Origin of the sequence: Pseudomonas nicosulfuronedens, assembly GCF_005877905.1 — a bacterium.
GTDB lineage: Bacteria > Pseudomonadota > Gammaproteobacteria > Pseudomonadales > Pseudomonadaceae > Pseudomonas > Pseudomonas nicosulfuronedens.
In genome coordinates, this window is record NZ_SWDV01000001.1 from 271,207 (window position 1) to 292,153 (window position 20,947).

General features: G+C 65.8%; 20 protein-coding genes. 19 read left to right on the plus strand and 1 reads right to left on the minus strand.

Translation table 11 applies throughout. The features are described from left to right. Nucleotides 1-24 precede the first annotated feature (24 nt). The 16 genes from FAS41_RS01350 (at nucleotide 25) to siaD (ending at nucleotide 18,322) form a co-directional block, all read left to right on the plus strand. Nucleotides 25-822: an AraC family transcriptional regulator gene (locus FAS41_RS01350; RefSeq protein ID WP_138519915.1), complete on the plus strand. Its 798-nt coding sequence runs from the start codon at nucleotides 25-27 to the stop codon at nucleotides 820-822. A 333-nt stretch (nucleotides 823-1,155) separates the two neighbouring features. Then, nucleotides 1,156-2,463 (plus strand): MFS transporter, encoded by a 1,308-nt coding sequence (locus FAS41_RS01355; RefSeq protein ID WP_138519916.1) that lies wholly within the window; start codon nucleotides 1,156-1,158, stop codon nucleotides 2,461-2,463. A gap of 230 nt (nucleotides 2,464-2,693) precedes the next feature. Beyond that, entirely contained in the window at nucleotides 2,694-3,377 is a 684-nt protein-coding gene (locus FAS41_RS01360; protein ID WP_138519917.1) for an SDR family oxidoreductase, read from the plus strand. A gap of 151 nt (nucleotides 3,378-3,528) precedes the next feature. Further along, on the plus strand, nucleotides 3,529-4,887 hold the full coding sequence (locus tag FAS41_RS01365) for an 8-oxoguanine deaminase (RefSeq protein ID WP_138519918.1): 1,359 nt from the start codon (nucleotides 3,529-3,531) through the stop codon (nucleotides 4,885-4,887). A 645-nt stretch (nucleotides 4,888-5,532) separates the two neighbouring features. Next, nucleotides 5,533-6,588: a methyl-accepting chemotaxis protein gene (locus FAS41_RS01370; RefSeq protein WP_246084803.1), complete on the plus strand. Its 1,056-nt coding sequence runs from the start codon at nucleotides 5,533-5,535 to the stop codon at nucleotides 6,586-6,588. A 169-nt stretch (nucleotides 6,589-6,757) separates the two neighbouring features. Continuing rightward, a complete protein-coding gene (locus FAS41_RS01375) occupies nucleotides 6,758-7,123 on the plus strand; it encodes a response regulator (RefSeq protein ID WP_138519920.1) in 366 nt (121 codons plus the stop codon). 11 nt (nucleotides 7,124-7,134) lie between these two features. Then, a complete protein-coding gene (locus tag FAS41_RS01380) occupies nucleotides 7,135-9,039 on the plus strand; it encodes a chemotaxis protein CheA (protein WP_138519921.1) in 1,905 nt (634 codons plus the stop codon). Next, a complete protein-coding gene (locus FAS41_RS01385) occupies nucleotides 9,026-9,511 on the plus strand; it encodes a chemotaxis protein CheW (protein WP_138519922.1) in 486 nt (161 codons plus the stop codon). The genes FAS41_RS01380 and FAS41_RS01385 overlap by 14 nt, the downstream gene beginning before the upstream one ends. Nucleotides 9,512-9,532: 21 nt before the next feature. Continuing rightward, nucleotides 9,533-11,557 (plus strand): methyl-accepting chemotaxis protein, encoded by a 2,025-nt coding sequence (locus FAS41_RS01390; protein WP_138519923.1) that lies wholly within the window; start codon nucleotides 9,533-9,535, stop codon nucleotides 11,555-11,557. A gap of 326 nt (nucleotides 11,558-11,883) precedes the next feature. After that, nucleotides 11,884-12,726, plus strand: a complete 843-nt coding sequence (locus FAS41_RS01395) for a CheR family methyltransferase (RefSeq protein ID WP_138519924.1) — start codon at nucleotides 11,884-11,886, stop codon at nucleotides 12,724-12,726. Beyond that, on the plus strand, nucleotides 12,726-13,319 hold the full coding sequence (cheD, locus tag FAS41_RS01400; protein ID WP_138519925.1) for a chemoreceptor glutamine deamidase CheD: 594 nt from the start codon (nucleotides 12,726-12,728) through the stop codon (nucleotides 13,317-13,319). Before FAS41_RS01395 ends, cheD begins: the two co-directional genes overlap by 1 nt. 15 nt (nucleotides 13,320-13,334) lie before the next feature. Further along, a complete protein-coding gene (locus FAS41_RS01405; protein ID WP_138519926.1) occupies nucleotides 13,335-14,390 on the plus strand; it encodes a protein-glutamate methylesterase/protein-glutamine glutaminase in 1,056 nt (351 codons plus the stop codon). Between the two features lie 190 nt (nucleotides 14,391-14,580). Beyond that, on the plus strand, nucleotides 14,581-16,569 hold the full coding sequence (gene siaA / locus FAS41_RS01410; protein ID WP_138519927.1) for a biofilm regulation protein phosphatase SiaA: 1,989 nt from the start codon (nucleotides 14,581-14,583) through the stop codon (nucleotides 16,567-16,569). A gap of 10 nt (nucleotides 16,570-16,579) precedes the next feature. Beyond that, nucleotides 16,580-17,122: a biofilm regulation protein kinase SiaB gene (gene siaB, locus FAS41_RS01415; protein WP_138519928.1), complete on the plus strand. Its 543-nt coding sequence runs from the start codon at nucleotides 16,580-16,582 to the stop codon at nucleotides 17,120-17,122. A 25-nt stretch (nucleotides 17,123-17,147) separates the two neighbouring features. Continuing rightward, nucleotides 17,148-17,528 (plus strand): biofilm regulation phosphoprotein SiaC, encoded by a 381-nt coding sequence (gene siaC, locus FAS41_RS01420; RefSeq protein ID WP_138519929.1) that lies wholly within the window; start codon nucleotides 17,148-17,150, stop codon nucleotides 17,526-17,528. A gap of 5 nt (nucleotides 17,529-17,533) precedes the next feature. After that, nucleotides 17,534-18,322 carry a biofilm regulation diguanylate cyclase SiaD gene (gene siaD / locus FAS41_RS01425; protein ID WP_218939094.1) on the plus strand — a complete coding sequence of 263 codons (789 nt, stop codon included), beginning with the start codon at nucleotides 17,534-17,536 and terminating at the stop codon, nucleotides 18,320-18,322. A gap of 54 nt (nucleotides 18,323-18,376) precedes the next feature. On the opposite strand, the gene FAS41_RS01430 is transcribed toward siaD, so the two are convergent. Then, nucleotides 18,377-18,934, minus strand: coding sequence for a hypothetical protein (locus FAS41_RS01430; RefSeq protein WP_138519930.1), 558 nt, complete (start codon nucleotides 18,932-18,934; stop codon nucleotides 18,377-18,379). A 190-nt stretch (nucleotides 18,935-19,124) separates the two neighbouring features. On the opposite strand from FAS41_RS01430, the gene FAS41_RS01435 reads away from it, so the two are divergent. From FAS41_RS01435 to FAS41_RS01445, 3 genes are all read left to right on the plus strand, one after another. Further along, the gene (locus FAS41_RS01435; RefSeq protein WP_138519931.1) at nucleotides 19,125-19,931 is read left to right on the plus strand and encodes an NYN domain-containing protein; all 807 of its coding nucleotides are present in this window, start codon (nucleotides 19,125-19,127) and stop codon (nucleotides 19,929-19,931) included. 74 nt (nucleotides 19,932-20,005) lie between these two features. Further along, complete coding sequence (locus FAS41_RS01440; protein ID WP_138519932.1) at nucleotides 20,006-20,320, plus strand: DUF2845 domain-containing protein; 315 nt, start codon at nucleotides 20,006-20,008, stop codon at nucleotides 20,318-20,320. A gap of 105 nt (nucleotides 20,321-20,425) precedes the next feature. Continuing rightward, entirely contained in the window at nucleotides 20,426-20,851 is a 426-nt protein-coding gene (locus FAS41_RS01445) for a GNAT family N-acetyltransferase (protein ID WP_138519933.1), read from the plus strand. Nucleotides 20,852-20,947: the final 96 nt, after the last annotated feature.

The window sequence follows — 20,947 nt, forward strand, 5'->3', positions numbered from 1 at the left end:
GCTCCAGCGATACTTTCCAAAGTTATACCGATGAAAGGACAAGCCCCCGAACTGCAGCGCCTGATCCCGGTACTCGACCGCCTGCCGCGGCCGGTCTATGCGCGCGCCGAGCGTTTACGCGCGGGCTCCTGGACCAGCAAGCACCATCACGCCTGGGTGCAGCTGTCCTACGCCATCACCGGAGTGTTGGGTGTACACACGGCCGAAGGCAGCTTCTTCGCACCACCGCAGCGGGCGATCTGGATTCCAGCCTTCCTCGACCATGAAGTGGTGACCTCGACCCAGGCGGAAATGCGCAGCCTGTACATTCGCGATGACGCCTGCCGCTGGGCGCCGGATCGCTGCCGGGTGCTGGAGGTGACGCCGCTGGCGCGCGAGCTGATCAAGAGCTTCTGCGAGCTGCCGGTGGATTATCCACAGGGCGACAGCGCCGAATCGCGCCTGGTGGAAGTGCTGCTGGATCAGCTGCGCGACCTGCCGGAAGTCGCCTTCTCCCTGCCGATGCCGCAGGAGGGCCGCCTGCTGCAGTTGTGCCAGACGCTGATAGACCACCCCACCGACAGCCACACCCTGGGTGACTGGGCACAGCGCATCGGTACCTCGGAGAAGACCCTGTCGCGGTTGTTCCAGCGCGAGACCGGAATGACCTTCCGCCTGTGGCGCCAGCGCCAGCGTCTGCTCGCCTCCCTTGGCTCACTCGAGGCGGGCGATAGCGTCACGGCAGCAGCGCTGGATTGCGGGTACGACTCCACCTCGGCGTATATCGCGTCCTTCAAGGGGCTGTTTGGGTTCACGCCGGGAGACCTGTTCCGCCAGCGCTGAACAGCACCCGTCCGCCAAGGCTGCCGTTGTAGGAGCGAGCTTGCTCGCGAACCGCCAAGCGCCAGTGCCGCCGGGTAATCCGTTCGCGAGCAAGCTCGCTCCTACAGGTCAGCCCGAGTATCGGCGGATTTCCGCTCAAGACCCTCACCGATCGGCGCCGCTTCGCCTGCCAGCGCCACCCAAGAAATCGCTCAACGCTTAGTGCCACGCTGCTTTCGCTTATTGGCACGCTGCCTGCTATCGCCCTCGACACTGCGCCGCCCTCGCGGCGCGCCGGCGTGACGTTACAAGTAGTCCGCACGCCTGACGACAACAACGACAAGAGGAATACCCATGGATAGCGCAAGCGCCGTCTCCGCTTCTGCCGCACCCCGCACGACATCCCAGCGCATCAAGTCGATCTTCAGTGGCTCGGTCGGCAACCTGGTCGAGTGGTACGACTGGTACGTCTACGCCGCCTTCTCGCTGTACTTCGCCAAGGCATTCTTCCCCCAGGGCGACATGACCGCCCAACTGCTGAACACCGCCGCGATCTTCGCCGTGGGCTTCCTCATGCGTCCGATCGGCGGCTGGCTGATGGGTATCTATGCCGACCGCAAGGGCCGCAAGGCGGCGTTGCTGGCCTCGGTGCTGCTGATGTGCTTCGGCTCGCTGATCATCGCCCTGACCCCCAGCTATGAAACCATCGGCGTCGGCGCCCCGATCCTGCTGGTGCTCGCGCGCCTGCTGCAGGGCCTGTCGGTCGGCGGCGAATACGGCACATCCGCTACCTACCTGAGCGAGATGGCCAACAAGGAGCAGCGCGGCTTCTTCTCCAGCTTCCAGTACGTCACCCTGATCTCCGGCCAGCTCATCGCCCTGGCGGTGCTGATCGTGCTGCAGCAGACCCTGACCGTCGAGCAGCTGGAAAGCTGGGGCTGGCGTATTCCGTTCTTCATCGGCGCGCTCTGCGCGGTCGTCGCCATGTTCCTGCGTCGCGGCATGGAAGAGACCGAGTCCTTCTCCACCAAGAAGGAAGAGCCCAAGGAAAGCCTGATGCGCTCGCTGATGCGCCATCCCAAGGAAGTGCTCACCGTGGTCGGCCTGACCATGGGCGGCACCCTGGCCTTCTACACCTACACCACGTACATGCAGAAGTACCTGGTGAACACCGTGGGCATGAGCAAGAACGACTCGACCATGATCTCGGCCGCCACCCTGTTCCTGTTCATGCTGCTGCAGCCCATCGTCGGCGCACTCTCGGACAAGATTGGCCGTCGCCCGATCCTGATCGCCTTCGGCGTGCTGGGCACCGTCTTCACCTACCCGATCCTCAGCACCCTGCACACCATCGATACCTGGTGGGGCGCGTTCTTCCTGATCATGGCCGCGCTGGTCATCGTCAGCGGCTACACCTCGATCAACGCCGTGGTGAAGGCCGAGCTGTTCCCCACCGAGATCCGCGCCCTGGGCGTGGGCCTGCCCTACGCGCTGACCGTATCGATCTTCGGCGGCACCGCCGAGTACGTAGCGCTGTGGTTCAAGAGCATCGGCATGGAGAGCGGCTTCTACTGGTACGTCACCGCGTGCATCGCCTGCTCGCTGCTGGTCTACGTGACCATGAAGGACACCCAGAAGCACTCGAAGATCACCACCGACTGATTGGGCTCCTTGCCCAGGCCCCGGCGCACACTCTCCGGGGCTTTTTATCCACAGGGCCCGGCACATGCCGGGCCTTGTCGTTTGAGCGCTTCGCCGTCTGCAGGAGCGAGCTTGCTCGCGAACAAACGCCGCTGCGGACTCGGTTCGCGAGCAAGCTCGCTCCTACACGATCAGTGCCGTCATCCGGGTGGGTTATCCTTGACCCTTCCGTCACCTGCTGGAGCCCTGCCATGACCAACCCGAAATCCGCCCTGATCATCGGCGCCTCGCGCGGCCTCGGCCTGGGCCTGGTGCGCGAGTTGCTGGACCGCGGCTGGGACGTCACCGCCACCGTGCGCGATGCTGCCCATCCCGGCGAGCTGGCCAACCTGCCGGTGCGCGTGGAAACGCTGCTGCTGGACGACATCCACTCCCAGGACCGTCTTGCCGAAGCCCTGGCCGGCTCGCGCTTCGACCTCATCTACATCAACGCCGGCATCTACGGCCCGGCGCACCAGTCGGCCATCGACGCCAGCCTCGCCGACGTCGGCCAGTTGTTCATGGTCAACGCCATCGCCCCGCTGCGCCTGGCCGAGCGCCTGCTGCCGCGTCTGGACTCCGAGCGCGGTGTATTGGCTTTCATGACCTCCGAGCTGGGCAGCGTGGCTGGCAACGTCTCCGGCGGCATGGCGTTGTATCGCGCGAGCAAGGCAGCGCTGAATTCGCTCACCCGCAGCTTCGTGGTCGAACTGGGCGATACCGGTATCACGGTACTCAACCTGCATCCGGGCTGGGTGCGCACCGACATGGGTGGGGAGTCCGCGCCGCTGGACGTGCAGACCAGCGCCAAAGGCCTCGTCGACCAGGTCGATGGCCACGCCGGCCGTGGCGGGCAGTTCTACCTGGATTACCAGGGAGCGACGATCGACTGGTGACGAGCAGCGCCGTGGGCGCTACCATGCGCCCACGCCTGACTTCCGAGTCAGCGAACCTGGATCAGCAGACAGGGTGAACACTGAGCTGGCTTCCCATGACCCCATGGAGCCGACTCGAACGAACGGCTCCGTCCGTTTGGAGAATTCATCCATGTCCTCCCCGCGTCTCTGGCTGCGCAACCCGCTGGCCATCTTCACCGCTAACGATCAGGACGCCCGTGGCGGCATCGTCGTCCAGGACGGCCGCATCGTCGAACTGGTCGCCGCCGGCCAGCAGCCCTCGGCTCCCGTCCAGCAGACCTTCGACGCCAGCCAGCACGTGCTGACGCCCGGCCTGATCAACACCCACCACCACTTCTACCAGACCCTCACCCGCGCCTGGGCGCCGGTGGTGAACCAGCCGCTGTTCCCCTGGCTGAAGACCCTCTACCCAGTGTGGGCGCGCCTGACTCCCGAGCAGCTCGGCGTGGCCACCAAGGTAGCGCTGGCCGAACTGCTGCTGTCGGGCTGCACCACCGCCGCCGACCACCACTACCTGTTCCCCGACGGCCTGGAGCAGGCTATCGATGTGCAGGCCGGCGTGGTCCAGGAGCTGGGCATGCGCGCCATGCTCACCCGTGGCTCCATGAGCCTGGGCGAAGCCGACGGTGGCCTGCCACCGCAGCAGACCGTGCAGAGCGCCGAGGCCATCCTCGACGACAGCCAGCGGCTGATCCGCGAGTATCACCAACGCGGCGAAGGCGCCCAGGTGCAGATCGCCCTGGCGCCCTGCTCACCGTTCTCGGTGACCCCGGAAATCATGCGCGCCAGCGCTGAACTGGCGGAGCGCGAGGACGTGCGCCTGCACACCCACCTCGCGGAAACCCTCGACGAGGAAGACTTCTGCCTGCAGCGTTTCGGCCAGCGCACCGTGGACTACCTGGACAGCGTCGGCTGGCTCGGCCCGCGCACCTGGCTGGCTCACGGCATCCACTTCAACGACGAGGAAATCCGTCGCCTGGGCGAAGCCGGCACCGGCGTCTGCCACTGCCCCAGCTCGAACATGCGCCTGGCGTCGGGCATCTGCCCCACCGTAGCGCTGGAAGCAGCCGGCGCGCCGGTGGGCATCGGCGTAGACGGCTCGGCCTCCAACGATGCTTCCAACATGATCCTCGAAGCCCGCCAGGCCCTGTACATCCAGCGCCTGCGCTACGGCGCCGAGCAGATCACCCCGGAACGCGCGCTGGGCTGGGCCACCCGAGGGTCAGCGAAACTCATCGGCCGCAGCGACATCGGCGAGCTGGCCGTGGGCAAGCAGGCCGACCTGGCGCTGTTCAAGCTCGACGAACTGCGCTTCTCCGGCAGCCACGACCCGCTGTCGGCCCTGCTGCTGTGCGGCGCCGACAAGGCCGACCGGATCATGATCGGCGGCACCTGGCGAGTCATCGACGGTGAAGTCGAAGGCCTCGACCTCAAGCGCCTGATCGCCGACCACACCCAGGCGGCGCGCAAGCTGCTCGGTACGCTGTAATCCCCCATAACCCCGCAACCTGCTCTTCGTAGGATGGCGTGGAGCGAAGCGATACCCATCGAAGCGTGGCTGGCAAGGCCGATGGGTATCGCAAGCTCCACCCATCCTACGATCCCCTGTACCCCGACCTCTCATCGGAGCAACCGGAACGTCTACTCCTGAAAGGCGCATAACGCGCCAGCGTTATCCGCCGACAGACCTTCCCTCCACACTCGAAGCGTGGCTCCGGATGCCATTCCGGCGGGCACGTTTTGCCATCGAAAAATCGCCACAACCCGCGCCACACAAGGGCTGCGCACTACCGCCCGTCGCCATCCAAGCAACCAAGATGAACGGTCATTCACTGAAAACCCCTCTAGATCAAGGGTCTATCCCCTGTGACGGGAATATGCCGTCAGTTTGACATCACGCTTTGGCACTCTAGTTTTAAATCGCCAGGCCGAATTCCTGCTCAAGACGTTGTCAGCAGCCGTTTGGCCCGGTTACCGGCGCCCGGCAATGGAGTGCACTTCAATGCGCGATTCACAGTTGAACCCCCAGGCGGTTCAAGAAGCCGGCCAGGATTGGCCGCGGCGCCTCATCATCCAGACCCTGCCGTGGGCGGTCGTCGCGGGGCTTTGCGCGGTCGGCGTGCCGTTCTGGTGGATGCTGCCGATCGGTTGGGTTTCCAGCCTGGTGCTGTGCAGCTTGCTGTGCGGCGCCAACAAGGTCAGCGCCGATACGCAGGTGGTCGCGTTGCAGGCCGACGAGTTGCCGCGCTGGCGTCCGCTGCAGGAAGGCGTGGAAGGCCACCTGGCCTCGCTCAACGGCCACACCCACCAGATCGACAACCTCCTGCACCAGGCTATCCGTCAGCTGACCGACAGCTTCCATGCCCTTGCCGAGCGCATCGACACCCAGCGCGGCCTGTCCCACTCGCTGATCGAGCGCTACGACGGCCGCGGCCACCTGGACGGCGATATCGACTTCCAGCGCTTCATCCACGCCACCCAGGAAACCCTCGGGCTGTTCGTCGAAGCCACCCTGGAGACCAGCCGCACCTCGCAGCAACTGGTCGAGCGCATGGACCGAGTGACCCACAAGATCGCCGAGATCCTCCAGTCCACCCAGGACATGGACGCCATCGCCAAGCAGACCAACCTGCTGGCCCTCAACGCCGCCATCGAGGCCGCCCGCGCCGGAGAGAGCGGCCGCGGATTCGCCGTGGTGGCCGACGAAGTGCGCGCGCTGTCCACCCGCTCCACGCACTTCTCGCAGGCCATCCGTGAACACGTCGACGTGGTCTACCACGAGATCAAGGACGCCGAGGGCGCCATCAGCCAGCTGGCCGACAAGGACATGACCTTCGCCCTGGATTCGCGCAAGAAGATCCAGACCATGCTCGACGACCTCGACGCCATGAACCAGCACACCGTGAAGGTGGTGCAGGAGCTGGACCGTATCTCCCTGGAAGTGGGCGACGGCGTCAACGCCGCGGTCACCGCCCTGCAGTTCCAGGACATGAGCAGCCAGCTGCTCGGGCAGATCGGCAAGCACAGCGCCCGCCTCGGCGCCCTCGCCGTCGGCCTGGGCGCGCTGGATGGCCGCGAGCCCGGCGAGTGGGGCGAGCGCCTGCGCGGCGAGATCAGCGAACTCGGCCGCCCCCTGAGCAACCCGGTCGCCCAGACCAGCCTCAGCGCTGGCGAGGTCGAACTGTTCTGAACTGAAGGCAAGGCAGGAGTCCCGACATGCTGCAGTCCGTCTTCGAATACCTGGCCAACCTCGCCCTCATCGGCTGAGCCCCCCACACCATTTCCGCGCGCCGGGATGGCGCGAGTTTCTGTGCGCCTGGCGACAACAAACGCATTGCAATCCGAGGAGAAACAACGCAATGGGAAAGCAGATTCTGATCGTCGATGACTCGGCCTCGATCCGGCAGATGCTGAGCTTCACGCTCAAGTCCGCCGGCTACGAGGTGGACGAGGCCGTGGACGGCAAGGACGGCCTGGGCAAGGCCCAGCGCAAGTCCTACAACCTGGTCTTCACCGACCAGAACATGCCGAACATGGACGGCCTGTCGCTGATCCGCAGCCTGCGCGACATGGCCGGCTACCGCAGCACGCCGATCCTGATGCTCACCACCGAATCCAGCGATGCCATGAAGCAGCAGGGCAAGAGCGCCGGCGCCACCGGCTGGCTGGTCAAGCCGTTCGACCCGCCGAAACTGCTGGAAGTGACCCGCAAGGTCCTGCCCTAGGGGAACCCGGAATGGCGACTGGTATGGAGCAATTCCTCCAGGTGTTCTTCGAGGAAACCGACGAACACCTGGCGACCCTCGAACTCCTGCTGATCGGGCTCGACCTCGATCAGCCTGACGCCGAGACGCTCAATGGCATTTTTCGCGCGGCGCACTCGATCAAGGGTTCCAGCGGCATGTTCGGCTTCGATGACCTGACCGCCGTGACCCACGAGCTGGAGACGCTGCTCGACCGCATCCGCTGCGGGCAGACCTCCCTGCACGTGGACATGATCGGCGTGTTCCTCGAAGCCCGCGACGTCCTGCAGCGCCTGCTCGATGCGCACCGCAGCCAGGTACCCGATCCGGACGTACCCGTGGCCGCCACCGTGGAACGCCTGCGCGCCTGGCTGGCAGAACCCGTCGCGGCTGCCGCCGATGACGGCTTCGGCCTGTTCGACGCTGTTCCCGCAGCGGTTGAAAGCAGCGCCAGCGACGACGATGCCTTCGGCTTCTTCGACGAAGCGCCCGGCACTCCCGGCGCCAGCGAAAGCAGCGCCAGCAGCGACGACGACTTCGGCTTCTTCGACGACGCCCCCGGCGCGCCGGACGCTACGACCGTCGAACCCTACGGCATCTTCGACAAGGCACCGGGCGCCCCCACGGCCGCTGCCGTCGCGGCTCCCAGTGAACAACCCAAGGCCGCGCTCACTGCCGCCGCCAAGCCGGCCGTCCGCGCCGACAGCGAATCCAGCTCGATCCGCGTCAGCGTCGAGAAGATCGACAGCCTGATCAACCTGGTCGGCGAGCTGGTGATCACCCAGGCCATGCTCAGCCAGCTCAGCGAGGACCTCGACCCCACCCACTTCGAGCGCCTGCAGCAGGCCCTGGCGCAGCTGGAACACAACACCCGCGACCTGCAGGAATCGGTGATGTCGATCCGCATGCTGCCGATCAGCTTCATCTTCAGCCGCTTCCCGCGCCTGGTGCACGACACCTCCGCACGCCTGGGCAAGCAGGTCGAACTGATCCTCCAGGGCGAGCACACCGAGCTGGACAAGAGCGTCATTGAAAAGCTCAGCGACCCGCTCACCCACATCGTCCGCAACAGCATCGACCACGGCATCGAGACACCCGCCGAACGCCTGGCCGCCGGCAAGCCGGCCCAGGGTTCGGTGAAGCTCGCCGCCAGCCATCAAGGCGGCAGTGTGGTGGTGGAGATCTCCGATGACGGCCGTGGCCTGTCCCGCGAACGCATCCTCGCCAAGGCCCGCGAGAAGGGCCTGCCGGTGCACGACGGGATGACCGATGCAGAGGTCTGGCAGCTGATCTTCATGCCGGGTTTCTCCACCGCCGAGGCGGTCACCGAGCTGTCCGGCCGGGGCGTGGGCATGGACGTGGTGCGGCGCAACATCCAGGCCATGGGCGGGCGCATCGACATCGATTCGGCACCTGGCATGGGCACCCGCATGAGCATCCGCCTGCCGCTGACCCTGGCCATCCTCGACGGCCTGATCGTCGCCGTGGAGCAGGTCAACTACGTGGTGCCGCTGACCTACATCGTCGAATCGCTGCAGGCCCGCGCCGACGACGTGCGCGGCCTGGCCGGCGAGGAATCGACGGTGATCCGCGTACGCGGCGAGTACCTGCCGCTGTTCTCCCTCAACCAGCTGCTGCGCATCGGCGCGGCACCCGTGCCGCCGGAACAGGGGATCGTGGTGATCCTCGAATCCGAGGGCAAGAGTTTCGCCCTGCAGGTGGACGAACTGGTCGGCCAGCAGCAGGTAGTGATCAAGAGCCTGGAACAGAACTTCCGCCGGATCGACGGGATCGCCGGCGCCACCATCATGGGCGACGGCAGCGTCGCCCTGATCCTCGACGTCGATGCCCTGCCGCGTCTGGCAGCACAAGGAGAATCCACCCATGAGCGCAGCTGAAGCCAGCGCCGCAAGCAGCCCGGTGCAGGAATACCTGACCTTCACCCTGGGCCGCGAGGAATACGCCATCGACATCCTGCGCGTGCAGGAGATCCGGGGTTACGACCAGGTCACGGCGATCGCCAACGCCCCCGCCTTCATCAAGGGTGTGATCAACCTGCGCGGCGCCATCGTTCCCATCGTCGACCTGCGCATCAAGTTCAACCTGGCCGACATCAGCTACGACCAGTTCACCGTGGTGATCATCCTCAACGTCGGCCGGCGCATCGTCGGTGCGGTGGTGGATTCGGTCTCCGACGTGATCGCCCTGGCCGGCGATGAGATCAAGCCGCGCCCCGAATTCGCCGCCAGCTTCGACACCGAGTACCTGCTGGGCCTGGCCACCGCCGGTGAGCGAATGCTCATCCTGGTGGACATCGAAAAACTCATGACCAGCCGTGAAATGGCGCTGGTCGACGAAACCGCCGCCTGATCGCGACCGAGGACAAACAACATGGGTCTGTTCAACGCACACGCCGTGGCGCAGCAACGCGCCGACCGCATCACCGCCCTCCTCCACAGCCTGGTGGACGGCAACCTCGACGTCGCCATCGGCGAAGCGCCAGCCGCTGGCTACGAGCGTCTCTACGACGGCCTGCGCAGCATCCAGCGCAACCTGCGCGAGCAGCGCGCCGAGCAGACCCAGGTGGAAGCCCTGGAAGCCGGCCTGGTGGAGATGACCCGCCAGCATGAGCTGGGCTGGATCGACGAGGTGATCCAGGTGGACAAGTTCGCCGGCCGCCCGGCACGCATTGCCAAGGGCATCAATGACCTGGTCGCCGCGCACATCGCGGTGAAGATGCGAGTCGTCGCCACCGTCACCGCCTACGGCAAGGGCGATTACTCGGTGGACATGGATCGTCTGCCGGGCAAGAAGGCCATCATCACCGAGGCCATCGACGGCGTGCGCGACAGCCTCAAGGCCAACGCCGATGCCGCCGAGTACAACGCGCGAATCAAGAGCGCGCTGGATAACGTGTCGGCCAACGTGATGATCGCCAACAACGACCTCGAGATCATCTACATGAACCGCACGGTGACCGAGATGCTCGGCAACGCCGAGGCCGACATCCGCAAACAGCTGCCGAACTTCAACGCCAGCCGCCTGATGGGCGCCAACATCGACATGTTCCACAAGAACCCGGCGCACCAGCGCGGCATGCTCGCGCACCTGACCGCGCGGCATAAGGCCGAACTGAACCTGGGCGGCCGCCGCTTCGCCCTGGACGTGGTGCCGGTGTTCAACGATGCCGGCGAGCGCCTGGGTTCGGCCGTGCAGTGGACCGACCGCACCGAGGAGTTCCGTGCCGAGCAGGAGGTCTCGCAACTGGTGGACGCCGCCGTCGCCGGCGACTTCAGCAAGCGCATCGAGGCCTCGAACAAGGAGGGCTTCTTCCTGAAGATCGCCACCGGCCTGAACAACCTGGTGGACACCGCCGACAAGGGCCTGCGTGACGTCACCCGCGTGCTCGGCGCACTGGCCCAGGGCGACCTGACCCAGCGTATCGACGCCGACTACCAGGGCACCTTCGGCGAGCTCAAGGACTACGCCAACGAGACCGCGCAGAGCCTGTCGCGCATGCTCGGGCAGATCCGCGAAGCGGCCGACACCATCCACACCGCCGCCAGCGAGATCGCCAGCGGCAACGCCGAGCTTTCCACCCGTACCGAGCAGCAGGCCTCCAGCCTGGAAGAAACCGCTTCGAGCATGGAAGAGCTCACCAGCACCGTGAAGCTCAACGCCGAGAACGCCCGCCAGGCCAACTCGCTGGCAGTGAATGCGTCCGAAGTCGCCACCGAAGGCGGCAGCGTGGTGCAGAAGGTGGTGGGCACCATGTCGGCGATCAACGACTCGGCGCGCAAGATCGCCGACATCATCGGGGTGATCGACGGCATCGCCTTCCAGACCAACATCCTCGCGCTCAACGCCGCGGTGGAAGCAGCGCGCGCCGGCGAGCAGGGCCGCGGCTTCGCGGTGGTGGCCGGTGAGGTGCGCACCCTGGCGCAGCGCTCCGCCGCCGCCGCCAAGGAGATCAAGACGCTGATCAACGACTCGGTGGACAAGGTCGAGAGCGGCAACACCCTGGTCGCCCAGGCCGGGCAGACCATGAGCGACATCGTGGTGGCGATCAAGCGCGTCACCGACATCATGGCCGAGATCGCCGCTGCATCCGCCGAGCAGAGCAGCGGCATCGAGGAAGTGAACGGCGCCGTGTCGCAGATGGACGAGATGACCCAGCAGAACGCCGCGCTGGTGGAAGAAGCCGCCGCCTCGGCCGAGGCCCTGCAGGAGCAGGCCGGCATGCTCAACCAGCAGGTCGGGGTGTTCAAGCTCGAATCCATCGCGGCCACCGTGGTGCCGCTGGCCTCCGCCCGCCCGGCCCGCGCCGAGCCGGCCGCGCACACCTCGCGCGCCGCCCGTGGCGTGGCCAAGGCGGTGCGCGCCAAGGGCAAGGAAGACGACTGGGAAGAGTTCTGATCGGGCGGGGCTGAAGGATGGCGGTGGCCGGAGCAATGGGAGGGTCGGCCGCCGCGGGCGGGCCAGGGATGGCCACGGATGTGCGCCCCATTCTGCTCGCTTCAATCTGCCCGAGGCGAGCTCCTGCACCGACCTGCAAATCTGACGCCTGCGTAGGATGGCGTGGAGCGCAGCGATACCCATCAATGCATCCCACCGCAGCAGCATGGGTATCGCTGCGCTCCACCCATCCTACGGAGCTGTCCCGATCCAGCGCATGAAGTTGGGCGCATAACGCCACAGGCGTTATCAGCCCTAGGCAATCCGCCTACCACCGAGACCAACCGATGTCGATCCACCTGCCCGCCCCCGAGCACGAATTCCACTACACCCGCCGGGACTTCCAGCAGGTGCGCGAGCGCTTGTACCAGCATGCCGGCATCAGCCTCTCGGAGAACAAGCAGCAGCTGGTCTACAGCCGCCTGTCACGGCGACTGCGCAGCCTGCGCCTGGGCAGCTTCGCCGAGTACTTCGTCTACCTGGAAAACCACGAGGAAGAGTGGCAGCAGTTCGTCAACGCACTGACCACCAACCTCACCGCCTTCTTCCGCGAGAAGCACCACTTCGACCACCTCGGCCGCTTCGCCGCCGAGCAGGTGCAGGACCATCAGCCGCTGCGGTTCTGGTCCACCGCCTCGAGCACCGGCGAGGAGCCCTACTCCATGGCCATGACGCTGGTGGACGCGCTGGGCAGCTTCGCCCCGCCCATCGAGCTGATCGCTTCGGATATCGACACCGGCGTGCTCGGCCAGGCACGCCAGGGCATCTATCCACTGGAGCGCATCGAGGCACTGAGCCCGGCGCAGAAGAAGCGCTTCTTCCTCCGTGGCACCGGCGGCAACGCCGGCAAGGCACGGGTGGTGCGCGAGCTGCGGCAGATGATCGACTACCGGCAGATCAACCTGCTCGACCGCGACTGGGGCATTGCCGGCGGCCTGGACGCGATCTTCTGCCGCAACGTGATGATCTACTTCGACAAGCCGACCCAGACCCGCCTGCTCGAACGCATGGTGCGCCTGCTGCGGCCCGGTGGGCTGTTCTTCGCCGGGCACTCGGAAAACTTCGTCCACGCCAGCCACCTGGTGCGTTCGGTGGGGCGTACGACCTACCAGGCGGTGGAGAGCCACTGATGGGCGCAGCCCTGGACCAACCCAATCGCTACTACGACCCACGCTTCGGCATGGAAGCGGTGAAGCTGCTGCCCGGCGAGTGCTACGTCACCGCCGAGCCGCTGATGCTGGTCACGGTGCTCGGCTCCTGCGTCTCCGTCTGCCTGCGCGACCGCAGCAGCGGGCTGGGCGGCATGAACCACTTCATGCTGCCCGGCGACACGGGTGTGCAAGGTCTGCTGTCCAACTCCGGGCGCTACGGCGTGCATGCCATGGACCTGCTGATCAATGGCCTGATGCGTCGCGGCGCCCAGCGCCGGTACTTCGAAGCCAAGGTGTTCGGCGGCGGCTCGGTGCTGAAGAACCTCAGCGCCGACGTCGGCCAGCGCAACGTCGAGTTCGTCCTGCAGTATCTGGAGGACGAGGGCATTCCACTGGCCGCCCAGGACCTGCTCGACGTGCACCCGCGCAAGGTCTATTTCTTCCCCGGCAGCGGCCGGGTGCTGGTGCGCAAGCTGCGCACCCTGGCCAACGACACGGTACTGCAGCGCGAGCGGCAGTACTGCCAGCAACTGTCCCGTCGGGAGCGCGGCGGGAGCATCGACCTGTTCTGAAAGGAGGGACGCCCGATGGCCGTCAAGGTCCTGATCGTCGACGACTCGGCGCTGATTCGCAGCCTGCTCAAGGACATCATCCAGCACGACCCGGAGCTGCAGCTGGTGGGCGCGGCACCCGACGCCTTCGTCGCCCGCGACCTGATCAAGCAGCACTCGCCGGACGTCATCACCCTCGACGTGGAAATGCCGCGCATGGACGGCCTGACCTTCCTCGACAAGCTGATGAAGGGCCGGCCGACTCCGGTGCTGATGATCTCCTCGCTCACCGAGAAGGGTTCCGAAGCCACCCTGCGCGCGCTGGAGCTGGGCGCCATCGACTTCATCGCCAAGCCCCGACTGGGCATCGCCGAGGGCATGCAGGCCTACGCCGAGGAAATCTGCGCCAAGCTCAAGGCCGCCGCCCGCGCGCGCCTGCCCCGTGCGCGCCCTGCGGCAGCGACCGGCGCACCAGCGATGAGCAGTGCGCCGTTGCTGAGCACCGAAAAGATCTTCGCCATCGGCGCCTCCACCGGCGGCACCGAGGCGATCAAGGAAGTCCTGCTGGGACTGCCGCCGGACTGCCCCGGTACGGTGGTCACGCTGCACATGCCGCCGGGCTTCACCAAATCCTACGCCGACCGACTGGACCGTCAGACGCGCCTGTCAGTACGCGAAGCCCGCGACGGCGACCGCATCCTCCCCGGTCACGTGCTGCTCGCTCCCGGCGACTACCACATGGAAGTGCAGCGCAGCGGCGCCAACTACGTGGTTCGCCTGCACCGGGAGGCGGCGGTGAATGGACACAGGCCGGCGGTGGACGTGATGTTCAACTCCCTCGCCCGTTGCGCCGGGCGCAACCTCATCGCGGCGCTGCTCACCGGCATGGGCAAGGATGGGGCCCGCGGCTTGCAAGCGATCCGCCAGGCCGGCGGCCACACCGTCGCCCAGGACGAAGCTACCTGCGTGGTCTACGGCATGCCCCGCGAGGCGGTGGAGCTGGGTGCGGCGAAGGAAGTCCTGCCGCTGGAGCGCATAGCAGACTCGCTCCTACAGCAGGCGCGCCAGAGCGGAAGTGGGAACCGCGTCTAGTTCTGCGGGAATCATCCCGCACTGCCGAGCGGCTTTTCACACAGGGTCTAGACTCAGGCCAATTGACCGGCGCCAATAATATGGCGATTCGATATCAATTTGGTTTGATTGTGCCCGTATACAAAATGCACAATTGAGCTTTCGCCAAAAGACCGGCACACGGCGGGCGACACGGAGAAACAAGATAGCCATGGCGGCAAGATGGGGGTTGCGCGGCAAATCGGTGGTGGCATTGCTCATCGCCTGTCTCCTGGCGCTGGTACCGGCAGTCATGCTGGGCTGGAAAGCCATGGAGGACATCCGCACGCATTTCGGCCTCGCCTTCGCGAGAAACTTCACGCTGCTCAACCAGCAGAAAATCATTGCGCCGGTGATTCGCGAGCTGGCGCTCTCGCGACGCCTGGCCGAGTCCGTGGTGACACAGGACTGGCTGCTCGCCGAGAACGACCCGGCGCGGCGTGCGCTGTTCTTCCGCGAAGCCGAAGGCTTCCGCGCTGACCAGCACAACTACTCCTACTTCGTCGTGGTGGACTCCTCGCGCCACTACTACTTCAACGACTCCAGCTCGCCGCTCTCCAACTCCCCGCGCTACACCCTGAGCCAGGACGACCCGAAGGACTCCTGGTACTTCGATACCCTCGCGCGCGACGAGCTGTACAACATCAACGTCGACTACAACGAGAAGCTCAAGGTCACCAAGGTCTGGTTCAACATGGTGGTGCGCGCCGGCAACGAAAAAGTCGGCCTCGCCGGCGGCGGCCTCGACCTCACCGAGTTCCTCGACCAGTTCATCTCGCGCCGCGAGGCCGGGGTGACGCCGATGATCGTCGACCCCGAGGGCGCCATTCAGGCGCACCCGGACACTCGTCTGATCGCCTATAACTCCGGCTCCAGCGGCCAGGCCAAGCACCACGTCTACGACCTGCTGGCCAATGACCAGGAACGCACCGCGTTGCGCCAGACCCTGCGCCAGGCAGAGACCAACCCCGGCGAAGTGGAAACCATGTGGGGCACCATCGACGGCAAGGAACAGCTGATCGCCACCGCCTACATCCCGCAGCTGCGCTGGCATGTGCTCAGTGCCATCGACCTGCACGCCGCGCAAGTGCTCGACAGCCGCTGGATCTGGCCGCTGGTGGGTACCCTCGCCGGGCTGCTGGCGATCCTGCTGATCGGCTTCGCCTACACCGTCGACCTGCTGGTGCTGCGCCCGCTGCGCGGCCTCAAGCAATCGGCCAAGGCCATCGCCGCGGGGCAATACGACAGCCCGCTGCCGCGCACCCGCCCGGACGAGATCGGCGAACTCTCCAGCGCCTTCGCCAGCATGGCCGACCAGGTCCGCCGGCACACCGAGGAACTGGAGGACAAGGTCCAGCAACGCACCCAGGCCCTGGAAGCGGCCAACCGCGAGATGGCCGCCGCACAGAAGAAGATCGGCGACTCCATCGACTACGCCAGCCTGATCCAGCGCGCCATCCTCCCTGACCGCCAATTGCAGGCGTCCCTGGGCGAGCACCATTTCGTCCTGTGGAAACCGCGCGACGTGGTCGGCGGCGACTTCTACATCTACCGAGAAGGCCCCGCCGACAGCCTGATCGGCGTGGTCGACTGCGCCGGCCACGGCGTGCCCGGCGCGCTGATGACCATGCTCGCCCTGGCCGCCATCGACCACGCCATCGACAGCGTGAAGAGCCACGACCCGGCCGCCATCCTGCGCGAGACCGACCACGTCATGCGCGGCATGCTCGGCCAGGAAGAATTCACCCACTCGCTGGCCACCAACATGGATGCGGGCCTGGTGCGCGTCGACCACCAGCGCAAGTTGCTGCACTTCTCCGGGGCGAAGATTTCCCTGTTCGCCAGCGACGGCAATGACGTGCGCGAATACAAGGGCGCGCGCCGCGCCATCGGCGACAAGCGCCAGGGCGACTATCAGGACGTGGCGATCCCGATGGAAGCCGGCTGGACCTACTACCTGTGCACCGACGGCTTCCTCGACCAGGCCGGCGGCGAGCACGGCTTCGGCTTCGGCAACAGCCGCTTCGCCGACCTGCTGCGCAACCACGCGCGCCGACCGTTGGCCGAGCAGGCCGATGTGTTCACCGCTACCCTCGCCCACTACCAGGGCGAGCAGCCGCAGCGTGACGACATCACCATTCTCTCTTTCCGCTTCGACTAGGGGTTAATCCATGGAATCGCTAGATCTGTTGGCCATGCGCGAGAGCTTTACCCGGCAACGCATATTGCTCTGCTTCAACGGGCCCATCTCGCGCAGCCTGATCGAGGAAATCGGCCACGCGCTGCGCAACTACATGCAGGCCGAACAGGCGCACCCCAGCGAAGCGATGGACGTCTTCGCGGTCTACATCGAGATGACCCAGAACATCCGCCACTACGCCACCCAGCGCGGCTACAACGACCAGGAGGCCTCGGCCACCGTGGCGATTGCCCGCGATGACGAAGGCCACTACGTGGTTTCCGCCGGCAACCTGGTGGAACTGGCTGATGGCCAGGGCCTGGTGCGCAGCATCGAAGCCATTGCAGGGCTCGACAAGGCCCAGCTCAAGGCCGCCTACAAGGAGCAGCTGCGCCGCCCGCGCGACGCCGAAGCCTCCACCGGCGCAGGCCTTGGCCTGCTGGACATTGCCCGCAAGTCCAGCGCGCCGCTCAAGACCTCCCTCACCGAACAACCCGACGGCCGCGCCTTCTTCAGCCTGCGCGCCGTGATCTGAACCGCGAAATTCAGGAAGACCCGACATGAGCGATCTCAACGTCACCGGAACCCAATCCACCCCACAGATCCACGGCGACTGGCAAGCCGGCATCCTCGCAATGCAAGGCGACTCCTACCCGGAGAACTCCTATGAACTCTTTGGCCAGGTCATCGAGTGGGTCGAACGCTTCCTTACCGAGGAAAAGCGTCCGCTGGAACTCGACCTGCGCCTTCTGTACCTCAACACCAGCTCGATCAAGGCCATGATGGACATCTTCGACCTGCTCGAAGAAGCCCACGGCCAGGGCCGCAGCACCCGCGTGGCGTGGCACTACGACCGACGCAACGAACGCGTCGCCGAACTGGCCGAGGAATTCCGCGAGGACTGTACCTTCCCGTTCGTCATCCAAGCCTACGACGAGTAAGTGCCATGACTAGCGAGCGCGAGCTGGACCTGCTGATCGAAGACCTGCTGGCCGACCCCCAGTACGAAGGGCACCCCCTGCGCGAAGCCCTGTACCAGAAGCATCAGCAATCCCTCGACCAGCTCGCGCGCCTGGAACGCATCGCGCGGATTTCCGACGGCTTCCAGTCCATGGCCCGGCAGCAGAACAGCACACTGTCCGAGCGCTACCACAAGCAACTGCGCCAGCTGGAAAAGGTCGCGCGCATCTCCGATCGCTACCAGGACATGATGCGCGACCTCAACATCGCGCTGAAGGAAGCCTCGACCCACGACACCCTCACCGGTATCGCCAACCGCCGCCTGCTGATGGAGCGCCTGCGCGAGGAAAGCGAGCGCGCCCAGCGCCACGGTGAGTCCTACGTCCTGGCCATGCTCGACGTCGACCGCTTCAAGCAGGTCAACGACACCTGGGGCCACGAAGTGGGCGACCGCGTGCTGGTGGAAATCGGCCGCGCCATGGAATCCGCCCTGCGCCAGTACGACCTTTGCGGCCGCTGGGGCGGCGAGGAGTTCCTGCTGATCCTGCCCGACACCCGTCTGAGCGATGCCACCGCGATCATCGAACGGGTGCGCAACGATATCCGCTGCCTGGCCGTACGCGTGGGCACCAACGCCCTGTCCGTCACCGCCAGCTTCGGTGTCGCCGAGCACCATCCGGGCGAGAGCTACTCGCAGACCCTCAGCCGCGCCGACGCCGCCCTGCTGGACGCCAAGCGCAGCGGGCGGGACAAGTGCGAGTTCGCCACCGCGTAACGGCAGCTCCAGAAAAAAGCCCGGCCATGGCCGGGCTTTTTTCGCGGTGCGAGATCAGTTCTGCAGCGACACCTGACCGGCACCCAGCTTCAGGCCACCCAGGCGTTGCAGCAGGGTGTTGATGTTGGCGCGGGCCGAGCCTTCGTTGGCCAGGCGCAGGCGAGTCACGCCGTAGAACGCATCACCCACGCCGGCGGTGAAGGGCTCCTTGACGGTTTCCTGCCAGACCACGCGGTCGCTGGCGGTTTCCACCAGGCTGTACTCGACGGTCGAGGTCACGGTGAAGTTGAAGCCGAACACCGGCTGGTCGAGGCTGACCAGCTTGGTGCGCAGCGAATAGGCCGCCTTGTCGCCCTGGCCGAGCAGGCCGGCCTTGCCCAGGGATTGCTCCAGTGCAGCACGGAAGTCGGCGCCATCGATCTGCGAGGTCCACAGCGGGTTGGTCTTCTTGCCGCCCTCGACGTCGGCGACCTGGAGGTTGTCGCGCAGCGCGGCATCGTAGCCCTGGGTGTGCGCCTGCTGGTCGTTGACCTGCATGTTCTCGACCTTCGCCGAAGAGGCGCAGCCGGTCAGCAGGATCGCGAAAAGGGAAACGCAGAGAAAGCGAAGCATGGTCATTCCTTCGATGGCAGATGGGACGCCCAGGCAGTTCGCGATCGAATGATGGCGCCACGTTCCTCCCTGAACGGTGGCGGAGGATATGCCTGCTCCGATGATGGCGCAATGATTCTATCGGTGCATCCGGGTTGTCGCGCCCGCCCTCGCACACTATGGTCGTCTGATCCCCAGCAAAGGATGCAGCATGGCCAACAAGTCCCCCGCCACTCGCCAGCAGACCCACCTCGCCGTCCTGATCGATGCCGACAACGCCCCCGCCGCCATCGTCGAGGGCCTGTTCGAGGAGATCGCCAAGTACGGCGTCGCCAGCGTCAAACGCATCTACGGCGACTGGACCAAGCCTAACCTGGGCAAGTGGAAGCAGGTGCTGCTCGACCACTCCATCCAGCCCATGCAGCAGTTCGCCTACACCAGCGGCAAGAACGCCACCGACAGCGCGCTGATCATCGACGCCATGGACCTGCTCTACACCCGGCGCTTCGACGGCTTCTGCCTGGTCTCCAGCGACAGCGACTTCACCCGCCTGGCCGCGCGCCTGCGTGAGGAAGGGCTGACCGTCTATGGCTTCGGCGAAGAGAAGACGCCCAAACCCTTCGTCTCCGCCTGCGACAAGTTCATCTACACCGAGATCCTCCGCGCCGAGCCGGCAGCACCAGCCGAGCAGCCTGCCGTCACCGACAAGACCGCCGCCCCCAGCGCCAACGACAGCCCCAAACCCGCCGCCAAGCCCAAGTCGCAGAAGGTCCCGCTGGACTTCATCGCCAAGGTGCTCGACGACATCGACGGCGACGATGACGACTGGGTGCAACTCGGCGCTCTGGGACAGAACATCAGCAAGCTGCGGCCAGCGTTCGACCCGCGCCTGTATGGCTTCAAGAAGCTCAGCGACCTGATCAAGGGCCACCCCAAGCGTTTCGAACTGCAGGCACGGGGCACCAGTGGCACGGGCGGCAAGGACCTGTACGTGCGCAACGTTGGCAGCACGCGCTGAACCTGCATCAGCTCAATGAAGCAACCGATTGCCGGGCGTTAGACTGGGCAGCGAACCCGCACCGGAATCGACCCATGCGCCCCTGGCTGATAGCACTGCTCCTGACCCTGGCCGCCGGAACCGCCCACGCCGGCACCCTGCGATGCGGCACCAGCCTGATCAACGAAGGCGACCCGATGGATGAGGTGCTCGCCAAATGTGGCGAGCCTGCCAAACGCGTGATCGTCCCCCCCAGGCCACCGCGGCGCGACTCGACCGGCAAGCTCATTGCTGGCGAAGCGCAACTGGAAACCTGGATGTACGGCCCCAGCGGCGGGGCCTATCGTTACTTGTTCTTCCGCGATACCAAGCTGCTGTCGATCAACATGTCGCGCAAAGAACTGCTCTGAGCTTCCCGCACTGTTCGTCCCAGCACGCCCGCCGCTACCAAAGGCGCCTACCCATCGCGGCGGCATCTCCCTAGACTGGTGGCCTTCGCCAATCCGGAGGGCACCATGCAAACCCCATTCGATTTCACCCTCGGCATCGACCCGCAGGCGCGCGACGTCGTGGTCAAGGGCCTGCTCGCCTACAACCTCGGGCAGATGGGCCGCAGCAACACCTATGACGACTTCGAGCTCTACGCGCGCAACGCAGAAGGCGAGGTGGTCGGCGGCATGTTCGGCCAGTCCGGCATGGGCTGGCTCTACATCGACTACCTCTGGCTGCAGGACGACCAGCGCGGCAGCGGCCTGGGCAGCCAGCTCATCGCCCTGGCCGAAGACGAAGCCCGCCGTCGCGGCTGCGTCGGCCTGTTCCTCTACACCTACAGCTTCCAGGCCCCCGGCTTCTACGAGAAACAGGGCTTCGAGCGCATGGGCGTGCTGGAGGATTGCCCACCGGGGCATCAGCGCATCTACCTGAAGAAGCACCTGGGCTGATCGCAGAGCCTTTCCCCTGTAGGAGCGAGCTTGCTCGCGAACCCGCCCAACGCAGCCCTCGCCGGATCAACCAGAGTCCGTGCCGACAAGATCAAA